The organism is Vibrio sp. 1CM2L (assembly GCF_023161695.1).
GTDB classification, from domain to species: Bacteria; Pseudomonadota; Gammaproteobacteria; order Enterobacterales; family Vibrionaceae; genus Vibrio; species Vibrio coralliirubri.
The window spans coordinates 105,714-131,866 of record NZ_JALNTT010000007.1 but is presented as its reverse complement, the minus strand read 5'-3'; the positions used below and the strand labels follow the sequence as shown (position 1 = coordinate 131,866).

The following is a 26,153-nucleotide window of genomic DNA, read 5'->3' as shown; positions in this document are numbered from 1 at the left end:
TGCTCTATCTATCAACTCAAAAATAAGGCTGCGGAATGTAACATATTTTGAGGCTAAGCTCAGGGTTATTTCGCACGTTCTATCTCTCGATGCACTTGATTCATCGATTTTGCCCAAGGTTCCAACTGTTGAAGTGGTTTTGATAACGCACTTACCGCGTCTCTCGCCACTTGAATCGTTGGGTAATCTTGATAAGTGATAATAAACCACTTGGTGTCGTTGCGAAGTGTTGGGTAAATACGAACCTTGTTCTCAAGGTCATACTCTTCAATGAAAGATTGTACGTCTTCCAATGAGGTCATCGCACTCAACTGCAAGGTATAAGCTCGCGGGGAGATAGCTTGTAACTCTTCGCGAGAAAATGAGAATGTGATTTTCTTAGTCGGTGGCGTGGACTGGGTTAGGTCTGCTGCTTCATCGGCTGAAGGTTGTGACTCCACTTTGTCTGCATCTGACTGCGAACTCACCGCGGCACCTGTGTTTTCTTCAACAGCAGCATCAATCGCACTGGTATCGGCACTTTCAGGTTTATCATCAAGCAAGGCATCAACCACATCAGAGGTGATTACGACACGCTGCTGATCTTGTGTTGCCTCACCAACACTGGCTGTCTCTTCAACCACAACCGGTGGCAAAGAAGAGCTGTCGTCATCAGCACCCTGGTAACTCATGTCAGCTTCGGCTTCAGAATCGTCCATTCCGTCGATTCCAGCTTGCTCGGTACCACTTTCCACTTCAAAAGTTGGGATAGCTGTCTGTTCAATCGGAGCGATAAGAGATTGCGCTTTATCGTCAGGGGTTGGTTGACTGAACATCCACCAATAACCACCACCAATTAAAATCAACAGCAAGGCCACCACAATCGCGATATTGATGGGTGAGCCAATAATTGAGCGAATAATAATCCTTTTTTCCACTTTCAATTCTCCTAAAGCCATTAACTCACCGGGCAGAGGTTGCGCTTTATTAAACGCACGTCGCACGCGAGTTTCAGACTCATCATCAACATATCGAATCACCAGTGATTCAAAGAAATGTTCAGCTTCTGGTTGCGAAAGGTCATCGATCTCAAGATCGATAGGCTTGTGTTGTTGACCGTAACTCAAACGCGTTAATAACGTATCTAAGTGGCCAGGTTCCGAGAAGAGAACGATATTGATCGTCCATTGAGGGTTTGATTGAGCTTCCAGTACCAACATCCATAATTCGGATACCAATAGCTCAGAAAGTCGTTGGGCATCATCAACGACGATAACCACATTACACGGCTCTCCATCCAGTAACCTTGTTAGGCTATCTGATAAAGAATCATGTTGATTAAACAGGGGATCAGAAACAATTTGGCTAAGAATAAGCTCGCGGCGTTGTTGATCGTCTTGGCTTGGGTGACAAAGCAGTAAACACTGATTTTTTTCTGTCGACCATGCTTCAAGATAACGCTGAGCCAACCAAGATCGGCCAGAGCCAGCTTTGCCAGCCACCGTCACAAGGTTTGAACCAAAGTTAGTCAAAAGCTGTAAGCGCTCTAGCAGCTCAACTTGAGATTCTAACTCTAATACTCTTAATTCATGAGCCAAACTCATTGGGAATCCCTACTGATAAGATCGATCAGTAAAACGCTTCAGTTGCCTAGAGTTTAGCTAGGCAACCTCACAACCAAATTTAAAGAGTACGGCAGAAATCGATCGCTTGTTTAATGATGTCTTGAGGCACATCAGCAACCACTTCAGCAGTACCAATACTTGTTGGTAATACCAAACGCAACTGACCAGACAGCACTTTTTTATCACGTATCATGTGCTTCATAAAGTCTTCAAAAGACATGCTTTCTGGCGTATGGATTGGTAGTTTCGCATTCTTGAGTATAGAAATAATTCGCTCAAGTTGCTGCTGAGAGATCAGTCCCTGTAATTGAGCTGTTTTAGCTGCCATTACAGTGCCTGACGACACAGCTTCACCATGTAGCCAATTACCATAGCCTAGTTCTGCTTCAATCGCATGACCAAATGTATGACCTAGGTTCAATAACGCTCTGATTCCTGACTCTTTTTCATCTAGAGCCACCACTTCAGCCTTAATTGCACAACAACGAGCAATCGCGGTAATCAGTGCTTCTTCATCAAGTTGATAAAGTTTCTCTAGATTCTGCTCCAACCAATCAAAGAAGGCTTCATCGTAAATGATGCCGTATTTGATCACCTCAGCAATGCCCGCTGCAAACTCACGCTCTGGAAGCGTTGATAAACAGTTGGTATCGATGATCACAGATTTCGGTTGGTAAAAAGCGCCGATCATATTCTTACCAAGAGGATGGTTTACTGCGGTTTTACCACCAACAGAAGAGTCCACTTGAGAAAGAAGGGTCGTCGGGATTTGAATGAAATCAATACCGCGCTGATAACAAGAGGCAGCAAAACCGACCAAGTCACCGATGACACCACCACCTAAAGCAATCACCACCACATCGCGGCTGTAATTTCCTTCAAGCATGTAGCTCATCACTGAATTGAACGTTTCAAGGGTTTTGTACTGTTCACCGTCCGGCAGCTCGAGAAGAGATGTCTGACAGCCGACTTGATCCAATAGCGATAAAATTTTATCAGCATAAAGAGGCGCTACTGTCACATTACTGATAACAACAACTTTCTGCTTACCTGATAAAAAAGAAAGGTACGCCGGGTCTTCAAATAACCCGGCGCCAATAGAGATAGGGTAGCTACGCTCAGCTAGATTGACCGTAATCCGTTCCATGGGTTTGCTCTCCGAAAAAATGAACTTAACGTTCTTCTAGCATTTTTACGATCTGGTTGGCTACCACTTTTGCACTTTGGTCGTCAGTACGAACTGTGTAGTCCGCCACTTCTTCGTATAGTGCGTTGCGAGATACAGCTAGATCTTCTAGCACATCACGCGGGTTGTCTGTTTGAAGTAGAGGGCGTTTCTTGTCGCGGTTAGTGCGAGCAAGTTGCTTTTCAATTGTTGTCTCTAGGTATACAACAATGCCTCGTGCAGATAGACGGTTACGGTTTTCTTTGCTCAACACTGAACCACCACCTGTCGCAAGAACAATACCTTGTTCTTCTGTCAGATCATTGATTACAGATTCTTCGCGCTTACGGAAACCTTCTTCGCCCTCAACATCAAAAACCCATGCGATGTCTGCGCCAGTGCGCTCTTCGATCACAGTGTCAGAGTCTAGAAACTCCATATGAAGTTGGGAAGCTAGGTGTCTACCAATTGTACTTTTGCCGGCGCCCATTGGGCCAACAAGAAAAATATTGCGTTTCTCAGCCATGTTTTTAGCAGTAATTTACAACGTTAATTCAATGACATCGCCACAAGGTAGGTCAGTACAAGTACTGAAATTAAAAGGCCCGTGGCACCGATTCCTCACAGATAATTCGTGATAAGACCCGAAATTATCAAGGTTAGGTGCCACTAATGCAACTTTATTTTTAATCTAATTGTTCATTACTGAATCACAACTTTGGGTGTGACAAAAATAAGTAGTTCACTTTTACCCACATTTTCATAGCTGCGACGGAACAATGCACCCAAAACTGGCAGGTCTCCCAACAGAGGAACTTTATCCACTGTACTGCTCACGCTGTGCTGAAATATCCCGCCAAGCACGACAGTTTCACCATTATTAACAAGCACTTGCGTACCTATTCTTTGCGTATCAATGGCGACCGCTTCACCAGTTCCGGTTTTTACCACTTGCCCTGGCCTATCTTGAGTCACGCTCAAATCCAAGACCAAGCGATTGTCGGGTGTGATCTGCGGTGTCACCTTAAGACTCAATACCGCTTTCTTAAATGCGACCGACGTAGCGCCACTTGAAGATGACTCTAAGTAAGGAATTTCAGTACCTTGCTCAATATAAGCGGGCTTTTTATTGGTGGTGATTAAGCGTGGGCTGGAAATGATTTCAGCTTTTGACTCTTGTTGCAGTGCTGACAGTTCAAGATCGAGTAAGGTATCTGAGCCCAGCTTAGCCACCTGAAACGCAATACTCGAGGCGTTCGGCGATGTTGCTCCTAAATTGACGTTGAGATAGTCATCAATCACGCTGCTGCCGCTATCGTCGTCATACGGCGTAATCGCTGATGGGTGATTGCCTTCGATTGAACCGCCAACGGTGAAGCTTCCGTTGGTTGATGAAACGCCCCAGCGCACACCAAGCTCATCCAGATTACCCTCGGTGACAGTGACAATACGTGCCTCTATCTGTACCTGCTTCACTGGAATATCTAGCGATTCAATAATGCCTCGGATCACGGCAATATTTTCTTCCAATTCACGAATGAGCAGTGAGTTGGTGCGCTCATCAATGGTAATTGAACCACGATCGGACAACATGCTGACCGCACCTTCACCGCCAATCATGTCAGCAATGTCGGTGGCCTTAGCAAAGTTAATCTTGATGATTTCCGATTTAAGCTCCCCTAACTCTTCTTCTAAGCGCGATTTCTCTAACGCTTGTTGCTCTCGAAGGTCGAGCTCCGCTTTCGGTGCGACCAAGATAACATTGCCATCAACACGCTTATCCAAGCCTTTAACTTGCAAGATAATGTCGAGAACTTGCTGCCAAGGTACGCCATCTAAGCGTAACGTCAGGTTTCCGGCTACCGAATCAGACACCACGAGATTGAAGTAGTTGTAGTCGGCAATCAGCTGTAGGACATTTCGTACCGGAATATCCTGGAAGTTAATCGATATCAGCTTGCCCTCTTTCTCTAGAACGCTTTTTTCTTTGGTCGCGTCATCGATAATCGGTTTGCTGATCACCACCTCAATAAAGCGCCCCTTTAGGTTGTATTCATACTGATAGTCATTGCTAATCGTCGCTAGAAGCCGAGTGCTTGGTGTCTCTTTGTAGACTTCAATGCCTTCAACCAAGGTAGCGAAATCCTTCACATCCAACAGGTAGAGCTTGTCATCATCAACCTGAGTATTGATTAACTTGATACTTAACCCTTCCTGAGCACGTTGAACATCCACCACAGCGGTGCTGGTCGCCAGCTCAATAATGATGACGGCGTCTTTATCCTTATTGACCCTAAAATCAATATTCTCTAATTTGTTCGGTAAGCTCTCGGCATGGCTGAGCACGCTAACAACCAACATCACAGACACAGCAAAACCTTGTAGAGCCTTGCTCACTAATCCACTTATTCCTTTAATCATATTTACATCTCATATCCACATCATGTGACATTGGTTTACTTCAGAGCCAGCCTAACGTTGCGCTTATGCCAACAACCTAAGCCATCTGGAAGAGTTTCATTAATCTGAACGTATTGGCTCGTCACCTTGGTAACTCGGCCATTGTTTAAGCCGATAAACTGGCCTTTCTTGACGTTTACCACGTTGCCTTTGGGTGTTTGCACTAAGCCAAACACGCTTGAGCCACTGCCCATCACGCCTCTTAAACGAAGCTTACTCAGCGGGTACTTCTCTAACTTGCCATTACGAGAACGGGCGCTGGGTTGCCAACAATCTTTCTTCACAAAGGGTTGGTTTTGCACAATGGCTTCTTTAGGCAGTTCAAAGGGAGGACGCAAAGATCGGCGCTGATAAGTCGCCGCCGTGAATTCAGTTGCTGGGACAAGTTGCTCGACGTCTTTTCTCGCCTTGGCTTCAACCTGCGCCACAAAGTCTTGCAGTGAGTCTTGATTAGCTTTGCAGCCTGACAACGCAAGCAGCAACACGATTGAGTAAAACGCGCTATTGGGTTTCATCATTGACCTCCGATTTAAACTGGTAGGTATAAGCTCGAACCCTAAAGTGCAGCGTGCTGCTTTCTTGGCTGACTCGCTGCCAATTCACATCATCAAAGCTAATAATGCGCGGCAGCTTGGCGATGGCAGCAGAGAAGTCACCAATCTCGTGATAGTCACCTGTCAGCTCAATATTGAGAGGTAATCGATAGAGGAACTCCTTGTTCTGCTTTTGCCCCCAATCAATTCGCGTGAAGGTCAGCGAGTTATCCAAGCCGAGCTCATTCACTGAGGCCAACATGCTCGCCAACTCCTTTTGAACGGGCAGTTGCTCTAACAAGTAATCGTAACGGCTGGTTAACTCATCCAACTGGCTCTTCAACTTAGGCAAGGCTGCAACCTTATTAGCCTTTATTCTCAATGTCGTTTTTAAGGTCTGCTCCTGTTGCTTCATCTGTTGCAGTTCCTCGTCGAGCGGCAGCACATACAGCCAAGTGCCAACACCTTGGATTAACACTATCAACACCAGAATCACGAGAAGCTGAGGCAACAATGGCCATTCAGTGATCTCATCAACATCGAGATCTTGCAAACTCATCCTGTTTTGCCTACTAATCCTATTTTGAAGGTTAGCCATGATGCGCCCCCTTCTCTTTTCTGCTCGCGGTTGTGTTGTCTAAAGACACAGGGCTAAACACAAAAGAGACCTTGAAGGTCTGGAACTCTTTATTAAAGCGCTTGCGGTTATGAACGATAGAGTGCATCTCGACCCCTTTCAGAGAATCTGAACGCTCGAGGTTGTCCAACATGGTGGCGAGACGAGCAGTACTGTCGCTGATGCCCGACATTTCAATCTCCTGACCATTCATCTTTATCTTGTCGACATATACGCCCTCAGGAATCAGCTCCGGCATCAGGTTCATAAAGTCGGTGGTCTTATTGCGGCCAAGCTGCAGCGACTCCACTACATCAAGACGAGTCAGAATGGCTTTGTGTTCTTGCTCTGCGACTTTTAACGACTGAATTTGTCGGTCGAGCTCAGCAATGTACTGATTGAGGTAATTGAGGCGAGCTTGCTGCTTGGCTTGTTGGTCGTGAAAATAGTGACCAACCGCCCATTGCCCTATAAGCGCAATGATGACGCCAAGAATGACCAGATGGATAAAACGCTTCTTGTGCTGAGCACGAATCTCATCACGCCACGGCAGCAGGTTAATTTGATGCAACATGCTTCTCTCCCTGCCACTTGAGTCCATTCATCGCCATACCCGCCGCGATACCAAAGTGTTGCCAGTCCATCGGCAGTCGGCGTCTCTTGGCGACCTTATTCTCAAACAGAGACAAAGGGTTCAATGACTCGCAGCTCATCTGAAAATGACGTTCTAGCTCTTCGGTTACCATAGGAATGCTGGCGCCCTCGCCCATCAGCCAGATCCCTGAGATAGGTTGCCGCGCATTTCCCGAAGAATAGAGCTGCAATTGACGCTTGAGCTTCTCAATCAGGTTAACAATGAATTGATGAGTCTCTTCCATCGTACCGAACACGCTCTCGATATCACTCGGGTCATCTGAGCTGCGAAGATCTTGAGTGCCAAAGGCGATGTCTTTATAGAAAGGCGACGAATTCTGTGGGATAACCCCTAGCGAGGTTTGGTCGATTCCAACATCCACTAGCAACCAGTTTTTCTTATCGGGATAGAGACGCGAGGCCAATTGCCAGATATTAAGTAGCCCATGCGCCTGTGTATCCACCAACACAGGTTTAAAACCAGCCTTAGTTAATGCATCCGCTCGGCTATCCACCACTTTCTTACGAGTAGCGTATACCTGATAACTGCTTGTCGAACCTTTACCAAATCGTTTGTCTTCCAGCTTTACAAAATCTAAACTCAGCTCCTCGATAGGAAAGGGAGATTGATGGGCGAAGGTTTGATAGATAGAAAACTCTTTTTCTCGGTCTTCTAACTCACTCTCTATTTGCAGTACTTTGCTGATCACTGTGTTATCAGGTACCGAAATGGCGACGTTGCGACAGCCAAAAGGCAGTCCTTTCCTAAGTTCTTTAAGTTTCTTAACAGTTTTCTGATACTCCAAAGTATGGTTAGCTGTAAAAATGTCGTCCGAAATCGGCAGCTCTTTGTATCCCACTAGGGCATACAACTCCCCCACGGGTTTTAGTACCACGGCTTTGATGCTGTGATGATTTATATCTATACCTGTAATTAATGATGAACCCATGTGACCTAGCTCCTGAAGTGCCAAGCATTTCGTTGATTATCTAGGGGTTGTGATTATTAGTTAAATAAGCGTTAATAAACGAAAGCTAAGTTTTTAGCCTAGAGTACAAGGGTTTGCTGCTTATCAGCCTTAACTAATCAGGGATTATCCGGTGAAGTTCATAAAGCGATTATTCATATTTACATTGATTTGCATGATTCTTGGAGTCAGTACAATTTTTGGGTTTTATTACTACGTAAAACCAGAGTTGCCTGATGTTGCCACTTTGCGCGACGTAGAACTCCAAACTCCAATGCAGGTCTTCAGCCAAGACGGTAAGTTGATCTCCCAATTTGGTGAAAAACGTCGTATTCCAGTGACTTATGACGAGATACCTCGCCACTTAGTTGAGGCTTTGATTGCTACCGAGGATAGCCGTTTCTACGAACACCCTGGTATTGACCCAATCGGCATTACTCGTGCAGCTATCGTAGTAGCGATGTCAGGTTCGGCAAAACAAGGTGCGAGTACCATTACTCAGCAGCTTGCGCGTAACTTCTTCTTATCTAATGAGAAAAAGATCATGCGTAAGATTAAAGAGATCTTCATTGCGATCCATATTGAGCAACTGCTTAGCAAAGAAGAGATCATGGAGCTTTACGTCAACAAGATCTTCCTTGGTCACCGTTCGTATGGTTTCGGCGCTGCTGCACGCGTTTACTTTGGTAAAGATCTTCCGGATCTAACCCTGAGTGAACTAGCGACCCTAGCAGGTATGCCAAAAGCACCTTCAACCATGAACCCTATCTACTCTATTGAACGCGCGACCAACCGTCGTAACGTTGTATTACGTCGTATGCTCGACGAGAAATACATCACTCAAGCCGAGTTTGATGAAGCAAGCAATGAACAGCTTGTATCAAAGTACCACGGTGCAGAGATCGAACTGAGCGCACCATACGTGGCAGAAGTGGCACGTGCTTGGATGGTTGAACGCTACGGTGAAGACGCTTACACCTCTGGTATGAAAGTCTACACAACCGTTGATTCGAAGCTGCAAAAAGCGGCAAACCAAGCCGCGATTAAGAACCTGCTTGGCTACGATGAGCGTCACGGCTACCGCGGTGCTGAAAAAGTCTTATGGCAAACCGCTCAATCGGCTTGGGACCACGACAAGATCGTGAAACACCTTAAATCTCAACCAACCTACGGTGACCTAGTTCCTGCAGTAGTGACTGCTGTTGATTCGAAAAGCGCTCAAGTATGGGTGAAGAATCAAGGCGAAGGCACGATCGAATGGCAAGGTATGAACTGGGCTCGTAAGTTCCTAACAGACGACCGTCAAGGCCCTGCTCCATCTCAAGCAAAAGAGATTCTTGCGGTTGGCGAACAAGTTTGGGTTCGTCATGAAGCGATCACAGGTGACGAAGTCTCTGAGGAAGCAACAGAAGAGTCAGCAACTGCAGAATCTGATACTCCGGTAGTTTGGCGCCTAAGCCAAGTGCCGAATGCCAACACTGCATTCGTAGCAATGAATCCGAACAACGGCGCTGTGTTGTCGATGGTCGGTGGCTTTAACTTCGTACACAACAAATTCAACCGTGCGACGCAATCTATTCGTCAAGTGGGTTCTGGTATCAAGCCTTTCATTTACTCAGCAGCTATTGAGAAAGGTTTAACACTGGCTTCTCTTATCAACGATGCGCCAATCAACCAATGGGATAAGAGTCAAGGTACGGCATGGCGACCAAAGAACTCGCCACCAACTTACGTCGGCCCTACTCGTCTACGTATTGGCTTAGCTCAATCGAAAAACGTAATGGCGGTACGTGTACTGCGTGAAGTAGGCTTAGATGACACTCGTAACTACCTAACTCGCTTTGGTTTTGATATCGATGAAGTGCCTCGTTCTGAAACTATTGCGCTAGGTGCTGGTAGCTTAACGCCAATGAAAGTAGCGCAAGGTTACTCAGTATTCGCTAACGGTGGTTACTACGTTGAACCTTTCTACATCAGCCGCGTTGAGACTCCATTTGGCGAGACTGAGTTTGAAGCAACACCAAAAGTTGTCTGTAAAGAAGATTGCAAACAAACCATCACCACCGATCCAATGGCGGATGAGTTTGCCGAGCAAGATGTGGATGCGAAAGTTCAATACGCTCCTCAAGTTATCTCTGAGCAGAACGCATTCCTAGTTCGTGAAATGATGTACAGCAACATCTGGGGCGGCGGTGATTGGAGTGCTGGTACAGGTTGGAACGGCACAGGTTGGCGAGCTCAACCACTGAAACGTCGTGATATTGGCGGCAAAACAGGTACAACTAACGACTCGAAAGATACTTGGTACAGCGGCTACGGCCCAGGCATGGTTGCAACGGTATGGGTTGGCTTTGATAACCACAACCGTAACCTAGGTCGTACTAAAGCGAACTCTAACCTTGGTAAGAACCAGATTACTGGTGCGGAAGCCGGTGCTAAGACAGCAGAACCAGCATGGGTAGACTTCATGGGTACGGCATTGGCAGGTGTTCCAGCGCAACGCAAAGAGATTCCAGAAAATATCGTTCGCGTTCGTATTGACCGTGATACCGGCTTACTGACCAACAAGTACGATAGCTCATCAATGTTTGAGTACTTCGAGAAAGGTACAGAGCCAACTGAGTACATCACTGAGCGTTTCAATGATGATATCTACTCCACCTCTTCAGGTGAAACGGTAGAAGAACTGTTCTAGGTAGTTTTTTGAACCTAGTAACATGAAAAATAAAAAGGGTTGATATGAATTCATATCAACCCTTTTTTGTGTCTGCTATGCAGAGATGAAGCTAAACGACCTTTTCCAACTGAGTGCGAATCGTCTCCGCCAGTTGCTCAAAGCGCCCTTTCAATGGAGAGCCCGGACGGTACGCAACCACGATACGACGTGAAGGCGTTGGGTTGACCGCAGGCACGTAGCACACACCATCTTTCTGCTTTTCTTTTGGTACTGATAATTGAGGCAGCAAGGTAATCCCCGCGCCTGCCGCGACCATGTTACGCAGCGTCTCTAAGCTGGTCGCCTTAAAGCGCTCATCATCTTTTGCTCCCGCAGCAAAACAGAACCCTAGGGCTTGGTCTCTTAAACAGTGACCGTCACCAAGTGCTAAGACTGTCTGTCCATTGAGTTGAAGCATATCTACCGTGTCCTGCTGAGCCCACTCATGGTCACACGGAACCGCGACACTTAATGGCTCGTCATACACATCAATCTCTTTGAACACCGCCGTTTCATCAACCGCAGCCAGTACCAAGCAGTCAAGCTTGCCATCTTCCAATTGACTCACTAATTGATGAGTTTGCGCCTCATGCAGGTACAGCTCTAGTTCTGGAAAGCTCTCTTTCAGGTGAGGAACAATCTTAGGCAGGATGTAAGGACCCACGGTTGGAATGAAACCAATATGCATTGGTCCGGTCATCGCTTCACCGTGTCCACTCGCCATATCCTTAAAAGTTTTCACTTCGTTGAGAATACGCTTGGCTTGTTCAACAAGTTGTAACCCTGATTCTGTAAATATGACCTTCCTTGGACTACGCTCGGTTAACTGAAGTCCGATTTCATCTTCTAGTTTGCGTATTTGACCGCTTAGTGTTGGCTGACTGACAAAGCACGCTTCTGCCGCTTTTCGGAAGTGTTTGTGCTCTGCGAGCGCCACCAAGTATTCAAAGTCACGAATGTTCATGATCAGTCTCTTACCTCAGGTTTAATAAGAACAAGGGTTTTCATAGCAACATTTAAAAGAAAAATGCTCTTGATAGAATTTACCTATCAAAACCATAACATCAAACGATTAGAGCTATCAAAGAATTTATCTAATAATGGGCTCAACAAAACGAAACAGAGCAACGAAAAACGTTAAGCTCTAATAGAACAAAATTAAAATATCATTTAAGGAAATCAATATGTTTGCATCTAAAGAAGGTCAATCAATCCCTCAAGTAACATTCCCGACTCGCCAAGGTGATGCATGGGTTAACGTAACGACTGAAGAGCTATTCAAAGACAAAACAGTTATCGTATTCAGCCTACCAGGCGCGTTTACTCCAACTTGTTCGTCAAGCCACCTTCCTCGTTACAACGAACTACATTCTGTGTTCAAAGAGAACGGTGTTGATGACATCCTTTGTGTTTCTGTAAACGATACGTTCGTAATGAACGCATGGAAAGCAGACCAAGAAGCAGAAAACATCACATTCATCCCAGATGGTAACGGTGATTTCACAGACGGCATGGGTATGCTAGTTGAGAAAAACGACATCGGCTTCGGCAAACGCTCATGGCGCTACAGCATGCTGGTTAAGAACGGCGTGGTAGAAAAAATGTTCATCGAAGAAGACGTACCAGGCGACCCGTTCAAGGTTTCTGATGCAGACACTATGCTGAACTACATTGCTCCAGAGCACAAAGAGCAAGAGTCAATCACAGTATTCACTAAGCCAGGCTGTCCTTTCTGTATGAAAGCGAAACAGAACCTAATCGACAAAGGTCTAAACTACGAAGAAGTAGTATTAGGTAAAGACGCTACAACAGTAAGCCTACGTGCAATCTCTGGTCGCACAACGGTTCCTCAAGTATTCATCGGTGGTAAACACATCGGTGGTAGCGAAGAACTAGAAGCTTTCCTAGGCTAATCACTGCCAAAAGGCTAACCCACTCACTTGTGGGTTAGCTAACCCTATCGGGTTGAATCAAGCTTGTGGCTCGCATTAACCACAGTCACAAGCTAAACCTAATAAAACAGAACCACAAAACTGACCCACTATCCTGACTCACTAAAAACATCGCATGAGTTGGAGGGGTTCGTTCACACTAAATTTAGCCATTGCGAGAAAATTATTATGAAACAAGTCAATGTAGATGTAGCAGTTATCGGGGGCGGTACGGCAGGTCTAGGATCATACCGCGCTGCAAAAGCACACACTGACAGTGTCGTGATGATTGAAGGCGGCCCTTACGGTACAACCTGTGCTCGTGTTGGTTGTATGCCATCTAAACTGCTTATTGCAGCTGCGGAAAGCGTACACCAAATCGAGAAAGCTCCGGCTTTTGGCGTTCACCCACAAGGCGATATCGTAATTAACGGTCGTGAAGTAATGGACCGAGTGAAGTTTGAACGTGACCGTTTTGTTGGTTTTGTTTTAGAGGGCGTCGATGAAATCCCAGAGCAAGATAAAATCTCTGGCTACGCAAAATTCTTAGACGACAACACACTTCAAGTTGATGACCACACGGTTGTGACTGCTAAGCGTATTGTTATCGCAACCGGCTCTCGCCCTGCATACCCTGCTGTTTGGAATGAACTTGGCGACCGCCTAATCATCAACGATGACGTGTTCAGCTGGGATGATTTACCAGAATCAGTTGCCGTATTTGGCCCTGGTGTAATTGGTCTAGAGCTTGGTCAGTCGCTACACCGCTTAGGTGTGAAGACAAAACTGTTCGGTTTGGGTGGTCAAGTTGGCCCAGTAACTGACCCTGAGATCATGGCTTACGCAGATAAAGCCTTCAATGAAGAGTTCTATCTCGATGCCGACGTGAAAATCGAAAGCATGAAGCGCATTACCACTGAATCGGGTGAGGCTCGCGTCGAAATCAAGTTCATCAATAAACAAGGTGAGCTAGAAACTAACATCGTTGAATACGTACTGGCAGCAACAGGTCGTCGCCCTAACACTGACAAGCTTGGCTTAGAGAATACCTCTCTAGAACTTGATGAACGTGGTGTGCCAATCGCAGACCACTACACGCTACAAACATCGCTACCATCAGTATTTATCGCTGGTGATGCGAGTAACCAACTGCCTCTACTGCATGAAGCAGCAGACCAAGCTCGTATTGCGGGTGACAATGCAGGTCGCTTCCCAGAGATTCGTGCAGGCTTACGCCGCTCTAAAATCTCGGCAGTATTCTCTGACCCGCAAATCGCGATGGTTGGTGAAACCTACAAAGAGATCACCACCCGCTTAGGCACATGTGGCTGTTTCGCAACGGGTGAAGTGTCTTTCGAGAACCAAGGTCGTTCACGAGTGATGCTACGCAACAAAGGTATTCTGCACGTTTACGGCGAACAAGGTACAGGCCGCTTCCTTGGTGCTGAAATGATGGGACCAAACGCAGAGCACTTGGCTCACTTGTTAGCATGGGCACACCAGAACAAGATGACGGTTTCTGAAATGCTAGACATGCCGTTCTACCATCCAGTAATTGAAGAAGGTGTACGAACTGCACTACGTGACCTAAATGCGAAACTGCACCTAGGCCCAGAGATGGTGAAACACTGTCTGGATTGTGGTCCGGGCTGTTAATCTCAGGCTATCGTTAGGCAGTTAGCAAACGCTAGATACTAAAAAAGGAAAGCCATTGGCTTTCCTTTTTGTTTTTTGCAACGAGCAAATAACAGATTCCCGATTACGCTCCTTCGTCGCTTTCGGGAATGACGCTGCTTTTAATACTGAGCAAATCCGAAGCCCAATAAGAACAACGCATAAACTAATCCAAGCTTTAACTCGTCATTCCAGAACTGAGGGACGAAGTATCTGGAATCTCAGCACACAAACGGGGATTCCAGACTACGCTCCTTCATCGCTTTCGGGAATTACGCTACTTTGAATACAGAGCAAATCCGAAGCCCAATAAGAACAACGCATCAACTAAACCAAGCTTTAGCTAGTCATTCCAGAACCGAGGGACGAGGTATCTGGAATCTCTTGAAGCAATTACCGGTCGCTAAATACTTAGCGATTACTTCTCAGCAGCAATCACAGAGATCTCAACAAGTAGCGCTTCACGAGCCATGTCGCCAGTCACACATGCGCGAGCTGGAGCGTGACCTTCAGGAACCCATGCATCCCAAACTGCGTTCATTTCTTGGAAGTCTTTCATGTCTTTCAAGTAAATCGTTGCTGACAGCATGTGCTCCTTGTCGCTGCCTGCTTGCTCAAGTAGAGCTTCCACTTTATCCAGCATCGTCTGTGTTTGCTCAGTGATGTCTTTGGTTGCATCAGCACACACTTGGCCACATAGGTAGATAGTGCCGTTGTGTTTCACAATACGGCTCATGCGTTGTTTGGTTTCTTGGCGCTCAATCATCGACTTTCTCTCTCTGTGTCACCGTGATCCAATATCTTGTGACGTGTTATTATCAGGGCAACAAGCATAACGCGAATTAAACCCAAGATGACATGCATTCATTGCAATAAAAGTGAAAAAATCCGTAACAAACTCGGTCGCTGCCAGCGTTGCATGAATCAGCTGATGGTGTTGTCGATTTTGAGTTGGGGGGTGTGGTGGCTGTTTTTCAGAGAAGACCCAAAAACCATCAATGCCATCGCTTTGATGATGGCCGCTTTCGCATTCAGTGGCTTGTTGTCGTTGCATTGGATAATGAAGTTTGTCGTGCTGCCTTTAAGGAACAAAAAGCGTTAACAGAGAGACGTTGCTAGATAAGTGATAAAGGCTAGATGCCCAATTAAATGACCCATCTTAGCAAGCCATCATCATTTCCCAAACAGCAGATAGAAAAAAGCCCCAGAACCAATCGATTCTAGGGCTTTCTTAGAAAATTCTAAGAAAAAGCAGTGGTACTTTAATAGACCGGGCTTTTCTTAGTTTGTTCCCAAAAAAGATCATATTTTTGATCTTTTTTTTAGGGACTATAAAATCAATACCTTATGCAACATTAACCTTAGCAATAATCTGCTCTACCAAGTTCACTTCCAACGCCACTTCATCACATGCATGTTGACGAGGACACTGGTCACAATCTTTCAGTACCTTCTCAGGCAGCAGAGATTTAGATGTTGGTAAGAAATCATGCTTCATGAAGAACTCTGGAGTACGAGTCAGCACAAACACCTTCTTAATGGCCATTTGTCGCGCTTTCTCAACCAAGTGCTGCACAATTGCGGTACCCTGCCCTTGACCTTGCCAGCCAGCTTCAACGCCCAGTGAACGTATTTCTGCTAAGCCCGAGTCATACACATAGAGTGATGCACAACCTGTCACCTCACCATGATGCTCTGCGACCGCAAACGAGCCAATATCACGCACCAGTTCATTACGAGAACGAGGTAAGTTTTCACCCATATTCGCCCAGTAAGCGACCATGCCTTCCAACGCTTCAATATCAGTCAGACGAGCAGGACGAACCTTGACGATGGAAGTGTCACGCTGTGATAAACGTTTCTCAGCTTGGTCAACCGCGTAAGCCACTTGTTGTGGAGATACACCGCCTAGCGCGCTACGTTTTTCAAGACACGATTCAATGGTCAGGATGTCATACACATCCTCTTCAATTACCTCAGAGAATTCTTTCATCTCTGCGATGGTTAATTCTTCTAATGCACAGCCTTTAGCAATCGCCGCCACTACCGTCACACCAACAATATGGTGAGCTTCACGGAAAGGAATCCCTTTCGCTACTAGGTAATCAGCCAGTTCAGTTGAGTTCGCGTAGCCTTGTTTCGCTGCTTCAAGTGTACGTTCGCCGTTCACTTTAATGCCGTCAAAACAAAGAGCAGCCATTTCCATACAATCATTCCAAGTGTCTAAAGCATCGAACAGACCTTCTTTATCTTCTTGCATATCTTTGTTGTACGCCAAAGGCAGGGCTTTCACTGTCATCATCATTGCGGCTAATGAACCATAAACACGGCCAGTTTTGCCACGGATAAGTTCGAGCGCATCAGGGTTTTTCTTCTGTGGCATCAGAGATGAACCTGACGTCACGGTATCCGCTAACTCGATGAAATTCGATTCACCTGAGTTGTAGAAAATCATATCTTCTGCAAGACGTGAAAGGTGAAGCATTGAAATAGAAGCGATCGACATCAGCTCCATCACATGATCACGGTCAGAAACTGAATCTAGAGAGTTGCGCGTTGCACGACGGAAACCTAAGTTGTGAGCTAACTCTTCACGGTCCATCGGGTAAGCAGTTCCTGCAAGGGCACCAGAACCCAGCGGACATGTATCTAGACGCTTAATCGCATCATTCAAACGTGAATAGTCACGCTCAAGCATTTCAACGTAAGCCAAGCACCAGTGAGCAAAAGTTACCGGCTGAGCACGTTGTAAGTGAGTGTAGCCAGGCAGCACGGTTTCTTGATGCTGAGAAGCAACGTTCACCATTTGGCTTTGTAGGCGATCCAATGCCAGTAGCAGTTGGTTACCTTGCTGACGACACCATAGTTTCAGGTCGGTCGCCACTTGGTCGTTACGAGAACGGCCAGTGTGAAGTTTTTTGCCCAAGTCACCGACTTTGCCGATAAGTTGCTGCTCAACCCAGCTGTGAATATCTTCTGCATCAGAACGTAGAATCTGTTCAGGATCTTCCATCACCTCAAGTTTTAGCTCATTCAGCGCTAACTCAAGCTTCTGTTGCTCTTCTTCTGTTAATACGTTGACCGACAGTAGAGCTTTAGACCAGGCAATTGAGCCCACAATGTCTTGCTCAGCCAATCGGTAATCAAAACGAAGAGAATCGTTAAAATCTTTGAACCGGGTGTCTGCTGCTTGGGTAAATCTACCGCCCCATAATGCCATTGTGTATCTCCTAATTGCACAGTGCTCACTGTTTTTGCAAATGATAATTCTGATTAAGATTCAGTATTTTTCTGATGGTTTAAACTTACGGCAATTCAAAATGAAAATAAAGTATTAATTCATTATTTTCACATATTTATTCACCAACAGTTCAATCCATTGATTATTTTTAGCGTGGAGCGCGAATTATATGCCATCCGATAGGAAAAACCGAAGCTGATTTATTAGGCAAATAGAAAGTAAAAAGCCCACTCACTAATCAATAGTGAATGGGCTTTGCATAATAATGTCTGTTTACTGACCTTCAACCTTTCGCTAAAGGCTAGTTCACTAACTCATTGTTAGGATTACTTTTGGCTATTCAGAGCACGGATACGGCTTGATAGCGAGTAAAGACGAATGAAGCCTTCAGCATGACTTTGGTCGTAAACTTCATCTTCACCAAAGGTTGCAAACTCTTCTGAGTACAGGCTGTTGTCAGAACGCTTCTGAGTCACCGTTGCATGGCCTTTGTAAAGTTTGATAACCACTTCACCATTCACGTCTTGTGCTAACTCTTCTGTCGCAGCAAGAATTGACTTACATAGCGGAGTGAACCAACGACCATCGTATACAAGGTGAGAAGCCTTAACACCTAGCTCTTCACGGAATTCGAATGCCGCTTTATCAAGAACCAGTTGCTCTACTGCACGCAGTGCTTCCATCATGATTGTGCCACCCGGAGTTTCGTAACAACCACGTGACTTCATGCCAACAAGACGGTTCTCTACGATATCGATACGACCAACACCGTGCTTAGCACCCTTCTCGTTTAGGTAAACCAATGCGTTGTATGGCGTCATTGTTTCACCATCAACCGCAACCACTTCGCCTTTTTCAACTTTAAGCGTCACTGTTTCAGATTCGTTTGGCGCTTGCTCAGGGTCTACAGTCCAAGCCCAGCAGTCTTCGTTAGGTGCATTCCATGTGTTTTCTAGAACGCCGCCTTCTGTTGAGATGTGCCATGCGTTTGCATCACGCGAGTAAATCTTAGTAAGAGAAGCCGTACAAGGGATGTTACGCTCAGCTAGGTAATCTAGACACTCTTCACGACTCACTAGATCCCATTCACGCCATGGTGCGATTACGTGTAGATCAGGTGCTAGTGCAGCAAATGCGCCTTCAAAACGAACTTGGTCATTACCTTTACCAGTACAGCCGTGACACAGTGCGTCTGCACCTACTTTACGTGCGACTTCAACCTGTGCTTTCGCGATGATTGGACGCGCCATCGACGTACCTAGTAGGTATTTACCTTCGTAGTAAGCGCCCGTTTTCAGCGTTGGGTAGATGTAGTCAGCAACCATCTCTTCTTTAAGGTCTGCGATGTAACACTCAGATGCACCAGAAGCTTTTGCTTTCTCTTCGATACCAATCAACTCTTCGTCGCCTTGACCAACATCCGCAACAAACGCAACCACTTCACAGTCATAGTTCTCTTTCAACCATGGAATGATTACTGATGTGTCTAGACCGCCAGAGTAGGCTACTACAACTTTCTTTACGTTAACTTTGCTCATTTTCTTTCTCCTAGTTTCCATACTGCACATGGCGGTCAGCGTTGGAAATGACTTCATAATTATATGTTTATTTAATTTGTCTAAATTCTTTAAGTAGTGACTCGTTGTGAGACCTACTGAGGTAAAAACTGTGTTCCTATGCTTTTACCTGAAAACAGTTGTGTTAGCTTTTCTGGGTATCGCCAAGTGGCAACTTCGATTGGTCGTCCAAGGTCGTTAGCGGCTTCTAGTGCAGCTTGAACCTTAACGATCATGCCGTCGGTAATCACTTTGCCGGCAATAAGGTCATCGGCTTGTTGTTGGTTAAGGCTTGGAATGAGGTGGCCTTTGCCATCCAACACACCACTTACATCAGAAAGAAGAACCAGTTCAGCATCAAGTGCGCCAGCAACGGCAACCGCAGCTTGGTCGGCATTGACGTTCATCAGTTGGCCTTGTTCAGTTAGACCAATTGAGCTGATGATTGGCAGTGCGCCCGCATTAAGAATCGCTTGCAGAACGGTTGAGTCGCCCGGCTCCGCTTTTCCTACCGCGCCCAGTTCGGGGTTCAGCTCGCTGACTTTGCATAAACCACCGTCAGCAAGGCTCAAACCAACGGCATTGATTCCGTCTTTAATTGCCTGACCTTGAAGTAGTTTATTGGCCGTGCCCGCTAGTGCACCAGCGATCACTGGGATCTGATCATAAGGAGTAACACGTAGCCCTTCTTTCTTAACGGTTTCGAGGTTCAACTTATTCATCAAATCATCAACAAGGTAACCGCCACCGTGAACAATCACGATTGGTCGTTGTGCCTGTTGTTGGTAAGCAGAGATAGCACCAAATAACTTGCTAAGTGTTTCACCACAAGATAGCGCAGCGCCACCTAACTTTATGATTAATGGTTGATTATTAAGGCTCATATCTAGATTCCCTTACACTAACGCAGTTAATGGCGCAAAACCATAACGTAAATTTAAACACTGCATCGCTTGGCTAGATGCACCCTTTAATAAGTTATCAATCGCTGAAACAACGATGATGTGTTGACCTTGAACCTTCCAACCTAAGTCGCAGAAAGGCGTCTGTTCTACATCTTGAATTCTTGGCAATGTCTCTTCGAGTAGTCTCACTGCAGGTTTACCTTGGTAAGCTTGCTCGAAGGCATCTTGTATCTGCTGTTCTGTCACGCCTTCAGCTAACTTCATGGTGATGGTCGCTAAAATACCGCGCTTAAAGTTGCCGAGGTGCGGAGTGAAAATTACATCGCATCCTAAATGTGCGGCCATTTCAGGTTGATGACGGTGATTGAATACGCCATAAGCTTGCAGGCTCACTTCGCAGAAGCTGTTAACCATCGTCGCCTTGCGGCCTGCACCAGTAACACCGCTAGTCGCGTTAATCACTGGCCATTGGTTTTCATCAAGTAACTTGGCCTCAACCAAAGGTTTAATCGCCAGTTGTGATGCCGTTGGGTAACAACCCGCGACAGCGACAAGCTGAGCTTCTTTAATTTCTTGTTCGTTCCATTCCGCTAAACCGTAAGCCGCTTTGTCTAGCCATTGTTCGTGTTGATGTTCAAAACCGTAAAAGTCTTGGTAGAAGTTTTCGCCTTTAACTCTGAATGCACCCGATAGGTCGAAGACTTGGCAATCGTTCTCTAGAAAGATTGGCGCTAGGTCGTGACTGACTTCGTGTGCCGTTGCTAAGAAAATCACATCAGACTGTTTAGCCACTTCTTCCGGATTTGTTAAAGGTTGTACTGGCATATCAATCAAGCCAGCTAACTTACCGTGCAGTGCTGCAATAGGTTTACCTGCGTCTACACTATTGGCTGAGACATATAAACCTGATAGCGTGAGCTCAGGGTGTCTATTTATCATTAGAGCCAGTTCTGCTCCTGTGTAGCCGCTTGCGCCAATGATCGTGGTTTTCAACATCTCAACACATCCATTCCTGAGGTAAGTTACATTTCAAATTTGACTATTCATACTTAATTTTTAGCTTTATTTGATTTCTTATGCATTAAATATGATTTAATATGTGTTTTACCGACTTATGGTTTTCCTGTCAATAGTAGAAGTGAAGTTATTATGCAATTACCGAGTTTTCTTGAGGTCTACAAAGGCCTAATTTCCACAGACTCTATTAGCTCGACCGATCCAAGCTGGGATCATGGCAACGAAAAAGTGATCGAAAAAATGGCTCAATGGTTTAAAGACGTAGGCTTTAGCGTTGAAGTCGTGGAGGTCGAACCCGGCAAGCATAATATGGTCGCTAAGATGGGATCGGGCGAAGGTGGCTTGCTACTCGCAGGACACAGCGACACAGTGCCATTCGATGAAGGACGTTGGAACTTCGACCCTCACGCACTAACAGAACACAACAATCGCTTCTATGGGTTAGGCACGGCCGATATGAAAGGCTTTTTCGCTTTCGTTTATGAAGCGGCAAAGAAGATGGATTGGAGCAAACAGACCAAGCCGCTATACGTATTGGCAACCTGTGACGAAGAGACCACCATGTTAGGGGCGCGTCATTTCACTGAAAATGCACCGTTTAAACCGGATTACTGCATCATTGGTGAGCCAACCAGCCTTGTTCCGATTCGTGGTCATAAAGGCCATGTTGCTAACGCTGTGCGAGTAACGGGTAAATCAGGTCACTCTTCTGATCCTGCATTAGGTGTCAACGCCATCGAGATCATGCATGAAGTGTTGTTCGCTTTAATGCAACTGCGTGACAAGCTAGTCAAAGAGTATCACCACCCGGGTTTCGCAATTCCAAGCCCAACGCTAAACCTTGGCCATATTCACGGTGGCGACAGTGCCAACCGTATCTGTGGTTGCTGTGAGCTGCACTATGATGTGCGTCCTTTGCCAGGTATTAGCCTAGATGGCTTGGATAACATGCTGCGCAGCGCACTTAAGGAAGTGGAAGCAAAATGGCCGGGCAGAATCGAGATTACGCCACTGCACGAACCTATCCCTGGTTACGAGTGCCAACACGACCATCCATTTATCGGTGGCATGGAATCCGTTTGTGAGATTGAATCACAAACCGTGAACTACTGTACTGAGGCACCTTTCCTTCAAGAACTTTGCCCAACCTTAGTTCTGGGTCCGGGCTCAATCGACCAAGCTCACCAACCAGATGAGTTCCTAAGCTTCGATTTTATCGATCCAACGATTGATGTTCTGAGTAAATCGATCCGTAAATATTGTTTCTAGTTATTACTTTTCTTCCAATATTTTCGTATAAAAGCCACCCGAAAAGGTGGCTTTTATTCTGCCATCCCTGACACAGCCTGATCTTGTAATTAAATTTCACTTTAATTCCGAACTATTGGAAAATTTACTTCTCCCGCATTTCGAAAACTAATAATTGCAAACTTAGAATGCTTTATTTGACTAGATACAGCACTTTTCGCTAGATTGTGTACTTAACAAGGAACAATGGATGTAATTTTTTTACGAGGCAGGATGACAATGAACGAGAAATACGCCGCTCTCAAGAGTAACGTAAGCATGCTGGGACGCTTGCTAGGTAACACAATCCAAGATGCACATGGTGACGTTATCTTAGAGAAAGTGGAGACTATCCGTAAACTTTCCAAATCCGCCCGCGCAGGCAACAAAGCTGACCGTGACAGCCTAGTTGAAGAAATCAAAAACCTGCCGAACGAACAACTCACTCCTGTTGCTCGTGCATTTAACCAATTTCTCAACCTCACCAACATGGCAGAGCAATACCACACCATCTCTCGCCACTGTGAGGAGCATGTTTGCGAACCAGACGTGCTGCAATCTCTATTTTCCAAATTAAACCAGAATGACATCAGCAAGCTAGATGCGGCTCAAGCCGTTCGCGATCTGAACATTGAACTCGTTCTGACTGCACACCCAACAGAAATCACTCGTCGCACCATGATCAACAAGCTAGTTAAGATCAACGAGTGTCTGTCTAAATTAGAATTAAGCGACCTATCACACAAAGAGCGCGTGAAAACAGAACGTCGCCTAGAGCAACTTATCGCTCAAGGTTGGCACTCAGATGTGATTCGTCAGCAACGCCCTACGCCACTTGATGAAGCAAAATGGGGCTTTGCGGTTGTTGAAAACTCACTGTGGGAAGCTGTACCAGATTTCCTACGTGAAATGGACGGCCGACTAAAAGGCTACCTTGGTGAAGGCCTGCCAATTGATGCGCGCCCGGTACACTTCTCATCTTGGATGGGCGGCGACCGCGATGGTAACCCATTCGTAACGCACACCATCACCAAAGAAGTGCTGCGCCTATCTCGCTGGAAAGCCGCTGACCTTTACCTAGGTGACGTAAACGAGCTGATTACCGAACTGTCGATGACTAAGTGTAATGATGCCGTTCGTGAACTAGCGGGTGATGAGCACGAAGCTTACCGTGCAATCCTAAAGAGCCTACGTACTCTGCTGAACAACACGTTAGAAGTGCTTGATGCAAAACTGCATGATGCTGAAGTACCGAAGAAAGAAACACTACAGAACATCGACCAACTTTGGACACCGCTGTACGCGTGTTACCAATCACTGCACGAATGTGGCATGGGCGTAATCGCAGACGGTTCTCTACTTGATACCTTGCGTCGCCTAAAAGCATTCGGTGTACACCTAGTGCGTCTCGATGTTCGTCAAGAAAGTACACGTCACTCAGATGTGCTGTCTGAACTGACTCGCTACCTAGGCATTGGCGACTACGACCAGTGGAGCGAGCAAGACAAGATTGCTTTCTTAACCAATGAATTAAGCTCAAAACGCCCACTACTTCCTCGTGATTGGGAGCCATCTGAACAGGTTAAAGAGGTTTTGGACACCTGTAAGGTCATTGCTGCTCAACCGCGTGAAGCCTTCGGTGCTTACGTAATTTCTATGGCTCGTACTGCATCGGATGTACTGGCTGTTCACTTGCTGCTGCAAGAATGTGGTTGCCCGTACCGCATGGACGTATGTCCGCTGTTCGAAACGCTAGACGACTTGAACAACTCAGAAGCGGTAATGAAGCAGCTAATGAGCATCGACTTGTACCGTGGCTTTATCCAAAACCATCAAATGGTAATGATCGGATACTCTGACTCAGCAAAAGATGCTGGCGTAATGTCTGCAGGTTGGGCTCAATACGATGCGATGGACAAGCTGGTTAAAGTTTGCGACGAAGAAGGCATTGAACTGACTCTATTCCACGGTCGTGGCGGTACGGTTGGTCGTGGTGGTGCTCCGGCGCACGCAGCCCTACTTTCTCAGCCACCTAAGAGCTTGAAAGGCGGCTTACGTGTAACTGAGCAAGGCGAAATGATCCGCTTTAAGCTTGGCTTGCCAGACGTTGCGGTAAACAGCTTCAACCTTTACGCAAGTGCGATTCTAGAAGCGAACCTTCTACCACCACCAGAGCCAAAACAAGAGTGGCGCGACCTAATGGAAGTGCTGTCTCAAGTCTCTTGTGAGGCTTACCGCAACGTGGTTCGTGGCGAAGAGAAATTCGTACCTTACTTCCGTCAAGCGACACCTGAACTGGAGCTAGGCAAACTGCCTCTTGGTTCTCGCCCTGCTAAGCGTAACCCGAACGGCGGCGTAGAAAGCCTACGTGCGATTCCATGGATCTTCTCTTGGAGCCAAAACCGTTTGGTACTGCCTGCATGGCTAGGCGCTGGTGAAGCGATTCAATACTCAGTAGACCAAGGCCATCAAGCCCTACTGGAAGAGATGTGTCGCGAGTGGCCGTTCTTCTCGACTCGTCTGGGCATGTTGGAAATGGTGTACTCGAAGTGCAACATGGAAATCGCTAAGTACTACGACCAACGTCTTGTTGACGAAGAGCTATTACCGTTAGGTGAATTGCTGCGTGAACAGTTGCAAAAAGACATCAAAGCAGTGCTGAATGTTGAGAACAACGAGAACCTAATGCAGAGCGACCCTTGGGGACTTGAGTCAATCCGCCTACGTAACATCTACGTTGAGCCACTAAACATGCTTCAAGCTGAGCTGCTTTACCGTACTCGTAAGTGTGAAACACCACCAGCAGAGCTTGAAGAAGCGCTAATGGTGACGATTGCAGGAATTGCAGCAGGCATGCGAAACACTGGTTAATTAGTGATTCCTACTATACAATAGACAAAAGGTCGCCTAGTGCGACCTTTTTATTTCATAAAATAAGCAATACTGAGTTTTTTGTCAGTTTTTTGGGTTATTTTGTCCATGTATTCTACTTTATGCTTATTATTTAGATATACTACTGCTCCGCTGCGGAAACACTCCAAAAAAATAATCTGCAGCATCTTGACCAATAAACTGGTCAACCTAGGTGATAAACGGCTTTGTAAGGTGACATAACCAACCGATGAGTTGGTGCTACTTAGACATAACCAATATAACGTGCCATTAGAAGCACACTTGTTGTTTAAGTATTTGTTTACTGTTTACCATTTGGATTTCAGACATGTCATTACCACACGTAATTCTAACCGTTTTAAGTACACGCGATGCTACTGGTTACGATATCACAAAAGAATTCTCCGCAAGCATTGGTTACTTCTGGAAAGCTAGCCACCAACAAGTTTACCGCGAGCTAAATAAAATGGCTCAGAACGACCAGGTAACTTGCGTGCTTGAGCCTCAAGAAGGCAAACCTGATCGTAAAGTTTACTCTATCACTGATGCTGGCCGTGGCGCGCTAGGTGAATGGTTTGAACAACCAACTGCACACCCAACCGTTCGTGACGAGTTCTCAGCTAAGCTAATGGCTTGTGCTGTACAACCTTCTGACGCTTACCGTGTACAACTTGCTGAGCTAGTAGAAGAGTCTCGCAAACTGGTTTCTCACTACCGTGAAATCGAAGCGGCTTACTACGCAACGCCATCAACACTAGACAAGCAAGCGCGCCTTGAGCGTCTTACTCTTCGTCGCAACCTACTTATCCGTGAAGCATGGATTGTATGGGCTGAAGAAGTACTGCTTGAACTTGGCGCTCTTGCTTAAGTTAAGCTAGAAGCTAGAAGCTAGAAGCTAGAAGCTAGAAGCTAGAAGCTAGAAGCTAGAAGCTAGAAGCTAGAAGCTAGAAGCTAG

General features: G+C 46.0%; 21 protein-coding genes. 7 read left to right on the top strand and 14 right to left on the bottom strand.

Translation table 11 applies throughout. The features are described from left to right. Window positions 1–65: 65 nt before the first annotated feature. The 8 genes from MSG34_RS19880 to pilM all read right to left on the bottom strand — a co-directional run bounded on the left by MSG34_RS19880 (window position 66) and on the right by pilM (window position 7,961). Window positions 66–1,583 (bottom strand): AAA family ATPase, encoded by a 1,518-nt coding sequence (locus MSG34_RS19880; protein WP_248339162.1) that lies wholly within the window; start codon window positions 1,581–1,583, stop codon window positions 66–68. A gap of 79 nt (window positions 1,584–1,662) precedes the next feature. Further along, on the bottom strand, window positions 1,663–2,751 hold the full coding sequence (gene aroB, locus MSG34_RS19875; RefSeq protein ID WP_248339161.1) for a 3-dehydroquinate synthase: 1,089 nt from the start codon (window positions 2,749–2,751) through the stop codon (window positions 1,663–1,665). Between the two features lie 25 nt (window positions 2,752–2,776). Further along, entirely contained in the window at window positions 2,777–3,295 is a 519-nt protein-coding gene (aroK, locus tag MSG34_RS19870) for a shikimate kinase AroK (RefSeq protein ID WP_017061125.1), read from the bottom strand. A gap of 176 nt (window positions 3,296–3,471) precedes the next feature. After that, complete coding sequence (locus MSG34_RS19865; RefSeq protein WP_248339160.1) at window positions 3,472–5,190, bottom strand: type IV pilus secretin PilQ family protein; 1,719 nt, start codon at window positions 5,188–5,190, stop codon at window positions 3,472–3,474. A 35-nt stretch (window positions 5,191–5,225) separates the two neighbouring features. Beyond that, window positions 5,226–5,744, bottom strand: coding sequence for a pilus assembly protein PilP (locus MSG34_RS19860; RefSeq protein WP_248339211.1), 519 nt, complete (start codon window positions 5,742–5,744; stop codon window positions 5,226–5,228). Next, window positions 5,731–6,360: a type 4a pilus biogenesis protein PilO gene (pilO, locus tag MSG34_RS19855; RefSeq protein WP_248339159.1), complete on the bottom strand. Its 630-nt coding sequence runs from the start codon at window positions 6,358–6,360 to the stop codon at window positions 5,731–5,733. The genes MSG34_RS19860 and pilO overlap by 14 nt, the downstream gene beginning before the upstream one ends. Next, window positions 6,353–6,952 carry a PilN domain-containing protein gene (locus tag MSG34_RS19850; protein ID WP_050647103.1) on the bottom strand — a complete coding sequence of 200 codons (600 nt, stop codon included), beginning with the start codon at window positions 6,950–6,952 and terminating at the stop codon, window positions 6,353–6,355. Before MSG34_RS19850 ends, pilO begins: the two co-directional genes overlap by 8 nt. Beyond that, the gene (gene pilM, locus MSG34_RS19845) at window positions 6,936–7,961 is read right to left on the bottom strand and encodes a type IV pilus assembly protein PilM (RefSeq protein ID WP_248339158.1); all 1,026 of its coding nucleotides are present in this window, start codon (window positions 7,959–7,961) and stop codon (window positions 6,936–6,938) included. Before pilM ends, MSG34_RS19850 begins: the two co-directional genes overlap by 17 nt. Before the next feature lie 151 nt (window positions 7,962–8,112). Between pilM and MSG34_RS19840 the strand changes: the two genes are divergently transcribed. After that, window positions 8,113–10,674, top strand: coding sequence for a PBP1A family penicillin-binding protein (locus MSG34_RS19840; protein WP_061033618.1), 2,562 nt, complete (start codon window positions 8,113–8,115; stop codon window positions 10,672–10,674). Window positions 10,675–10,765: 91 nt separating this feature from the next. Here the strand turns inward: MSG34_RS19840 and oxyR are convergent, their stop codons facing one another. Continuing rightward, window positions 10,766–11,659, bottom strand: coding sequence for a DNA-binding transcriptional regulator OxyR (gene oxyR, locus MSG34_RS19835; RefSeq protein WP_004737158.1), 894 nt, complete (start codon window positions 11,657–11,659; stop codon window positions 10,766–10,768). A 220-nt stretch (window positions 11,660–11,879) separates the two neighbouring features. Here oxyR and MSG34_RS19830 point away from each other — a divergent pair, with 220 nt between their 5' ends. Then, complete coding sequence (locus MSG34_RS19830; protein WP_004737157.1) at window positions 11,880–12,608, top strand: glutathione peroxidase; 729 nt, start codon at window positions 11,880–11,882, stop codon at window positions 12,606–12,608. Between the two features lie 207 nt (window positions 12,609–12,815). Beyond that, a complete protein-coding gene (locus MSG34_RS19825) occupies window positions 12,816–14,282 on the top strand; it encodes a dihydrolipoyl dehydrogenase (RefSeq protein WP_248339157.1) in 1,467 nt (488 codons plus the stop codon). 436 nt (window positions 14,283–14,718) lie between these two features. On the opposite strand, the gene MSG34_RS19820 is transcribed toward MSG34_RS19825, so the two are convergent. Beyond that, entirely contained in the window at window positions 14,719–15,066 is a 348-nt protein-coding gene (locus MSG34_RS19820; protein WP_004729674.1) for a RidA family protein, read from the bottom strand. Window positions 15,067–15,153: 87 nt separating this feature from the next. Here MSG34_RS19820 and MSG34_RS19815 point away from each other — a divergent pair, with 87 nt between their 5' ends. Then, entirely contained in the window at window positions 15,154–15,402 is a 249-nt protein-coding gene (locus MSG34_RS19815) for a DUF3624 domain-containing protein (RefSeq protein ID WP_050642919.1), read from the top strand. Between the two features lie 243 nt (window positions 15,403–15,645). Here the strand turns inward: MSG34_RS19815 and argH are convergent, their stop codons facing one another. The 4 genes from argH to argC form a co-directional block, all read right to left on the bottom strand. Next, a complete protein-coding gene (argH, locus tag MSG34_RS19810) occupies window positions 15,646–17,520 on the bottom strand; it encodes an argininosuccinate lyase (protein ID WP_017061136.1) in 1,875 nt (624 codons plus the stop codon). Window positions 17,521–17,867: 347 nt separating this feature from the next. Then, the gene (locus MSG34_RS19805; protein WP_017061137.1) at window positions 17,868–19,079 is read right to left on the bottom strand and encodes an argininosuccinate synthase; all 1,212 of its coding nucleotides are present in this window, start codon (window positions 19,077–19,079) and stop codon (window positions 17,868–17,870) included. A gap of 113 nt (window positions 19,080–19,192) precedes the next feature. Further along, entirely contained in the window at window positions 19,193–19,981 is a 789-nt protein-coding gene (gene argB, locus MSG34_RS19800; protein ID WP_017063686.1) for an acetylglutamate kinase, read from the bottom strand. Between the two features lie 12 nt (window positions 19,982–19,993). Then, window positions 19,994–20,998 carry an N-acetyl-gamma-glutamyl-phosphate reductase gene (argC, locus tag MSG34_RS19795; RefSeq protein WP_048614952.1) on the bottom strand — a complete coding sequence of 335 codons (1,005 nt, stop codon included), beginning with the start codon at window positions 20,996–20,998 and terminating at the stop codon, window positions 19,994–19,996. A gap of 153 nt (window positions 20,999–21,151) precedes the next feature. Here argC and argE point away from each other — a divergent pair, with 153 nt between their 5' ends. The 3 genes from argE to MSG34_RS19780 all read left to right on the top strand — a co-directional run bounded on the left by argE (window position 21,152) and on the right by MSG34_RS19780 (window position 26,066). Continuing rightward, window positions 21,152–22,288, top strand: coding sequence for an acetylornithine deacetylase (argE, locus tag MSG34_RS19790; RefSeq protein ID WP_004729680.1), 1,137 nt, complete (start codon window positions 21,152–21,154; stop codon window positions 22,286–22,288). 252 nt (window positions 22,289–22,540) lie between these two features. Further along, window positions 22,541–25,177, top strand: coding sequence for a phosphoenolpyruvate carboxylase (gene ppc / locus MSG34_RS19785; RefSeq protein ID WP_017063683.1), 2,637 nt, complete (start codon window positions 22,541–22,543; stop codon window positions 25,175–25,177). 349 nt (window positions 25,178–25,526) lie between these two features. Then, complete coding sequence (locus MSG34_RS19780; RefSeq protein WP_017061141.1) at window positions 25,527–26,066, top strand: PadR family transcriptional regulator; 540 nt, start codon at window positions 25,527–25,529, stop codon at window positions 26,064–26,066. The last annotated feature ends 87 nt before the right edge of the window (window positions 26,067–26,153 follow it).

Excerpts from the sequence above, each read along its gene's own strand:
- oxyR (WP_004737158.1), bottom strand. The coding sequence starts at position 11,659 with ATGAACATTCGTGACTTTGAATACTTGGTGGCGCTCGCAGAGCACAAA.
- MSG34_RS19850 (WP_050647103.1), bottom strand. The coding sequence starts at position 6,952 with ATGTTGCATCAAATTAACCTGCTGCCGTGGCGTGATGAGATTCGTGCT.
- aroK (WP_017061125.1), bottom strand. The coding sequence starts at position 3,295 with ATGGCTGAGAAACGCAATATTTTTCTTGTTGGCCCAATGGGCGCCGGC.
- argB (WP_017063686.1), bottom strand. The coding sequence starts at position 19,981 with ATGAGCCTTAATAATCAACCATTAATCATAAAGTTAGGTGGCGCTGCG.
- MSG34_RS19820 (WP_004729674.1), bottom strand. The coding sequence starts at position 15,066 with ATGATTGAGCGCCAAGAAACCAAACAACGCATGAGCCGTATTGTGAAA.
- MSG34_RS19865 (WP_248339160.1), bottom strand. The coding sequence starts at position 5,190 with ATGATTAAAGGAATAAGTGGATTAGTGAGCAAGGCTCTACAAGGTTTT.
- argH (WP_017061136.1), bottom strand. The coding sequence starts at position 17,520 with ATGGCATTATGGGGCGGTAGATTTACCCAAGCAGCAGACACCCGGTTC.
- MSG34_RS19780 (WP_017061141.1), top strand. The coding sequence starts at position 25,527 with ATGTCATTACCACACGTAATTCTAACCGTTTTAAGTACACGCGATGCT.
- pilO (WP_248339159.1), bottom strand. The coding sequence starts at position 6,360 with ATGGCTAACCTTCAAAATAGGATTAGTAGGCAAAACAGGATGAGTTTG.
- MSG34_RS19830 (WP_004737157.1), top strand. The coding sequence starts at position 11,880 with ATGTTTGCATCTAAAGAAGGTCAATCAATCCCTCAAGTAACATTCCCG.
- MSG34_RS19805 (WP_017061137.1), bottom strand. The coding sequence starts at position 19,079 with ATGAGCAAAGTTAACGTAAAGAAAGTTGTAGTAGCCTACTCTGGCGGT.
- aroB (WP_248339161.1), bottom strand. The coding sequence starts at position 2,751 with ATGGAACGGATTACGGTCAATCTAGCTGAGCGTAGCTACCCTATCTCT.
- MSG34_RS19815 (WP_050642919.1), top strand. The coding sequence starts at position 15,154 with ATGACATGCATTCATTGCAATAAAAGTGAAAAAATCCGTAACAAACTC.
- argE (WP_004729680.1), top strand. The coding sequence starts at position 21,152 with ATGCAATTACCGAGTTTTCTTGAGGTCTACAAAGGCCTAATTTCCACA.
- argC (WP_048614952.1), bottom strand. The coding sequence starts at position 20,998 with ATGTTGAAAACCACGATCATTGGCGCAAGCGGCTACACAGGAGCAGAA.
- ppc (WP_017063683.1), top strand. The coding sequence starts at position 22,541 with ATGACAATGAACGAGAAATACGCCGCTCTCAAGAGTAACGTAAGCATG.
- pilM (WP_248339158.1), bottom strand. The coding sequence starts at position 7,961 with ATGGGTTCATCATTAATTACAGGTATAGATATAAATCATCACAGCATC.
- MSG34_RS19880 (WP_248339162.1), bottom strand. The coding sequence starts at position 1,583 with ATGAGTTTGGCTCATGAATTAAGAGTATTAGAGTTAGAATCTCAAGTT.
- MSG34_RS19860 (WP_248339211.1), bottom strand. The coding sequence starts at position 5,744 with ATGAAACCCAATAGCGCGTTTTACTCAATCGTGTTGCTGCTTGCGTTG.
- MSG34_RS19825 (WP_248339157.1), top strand. The coding sequence starts at position 12,816 with ATGAAACAAGTCAATGTAGATGTAGCAGTTATCGGGGGCGGTACGGCA.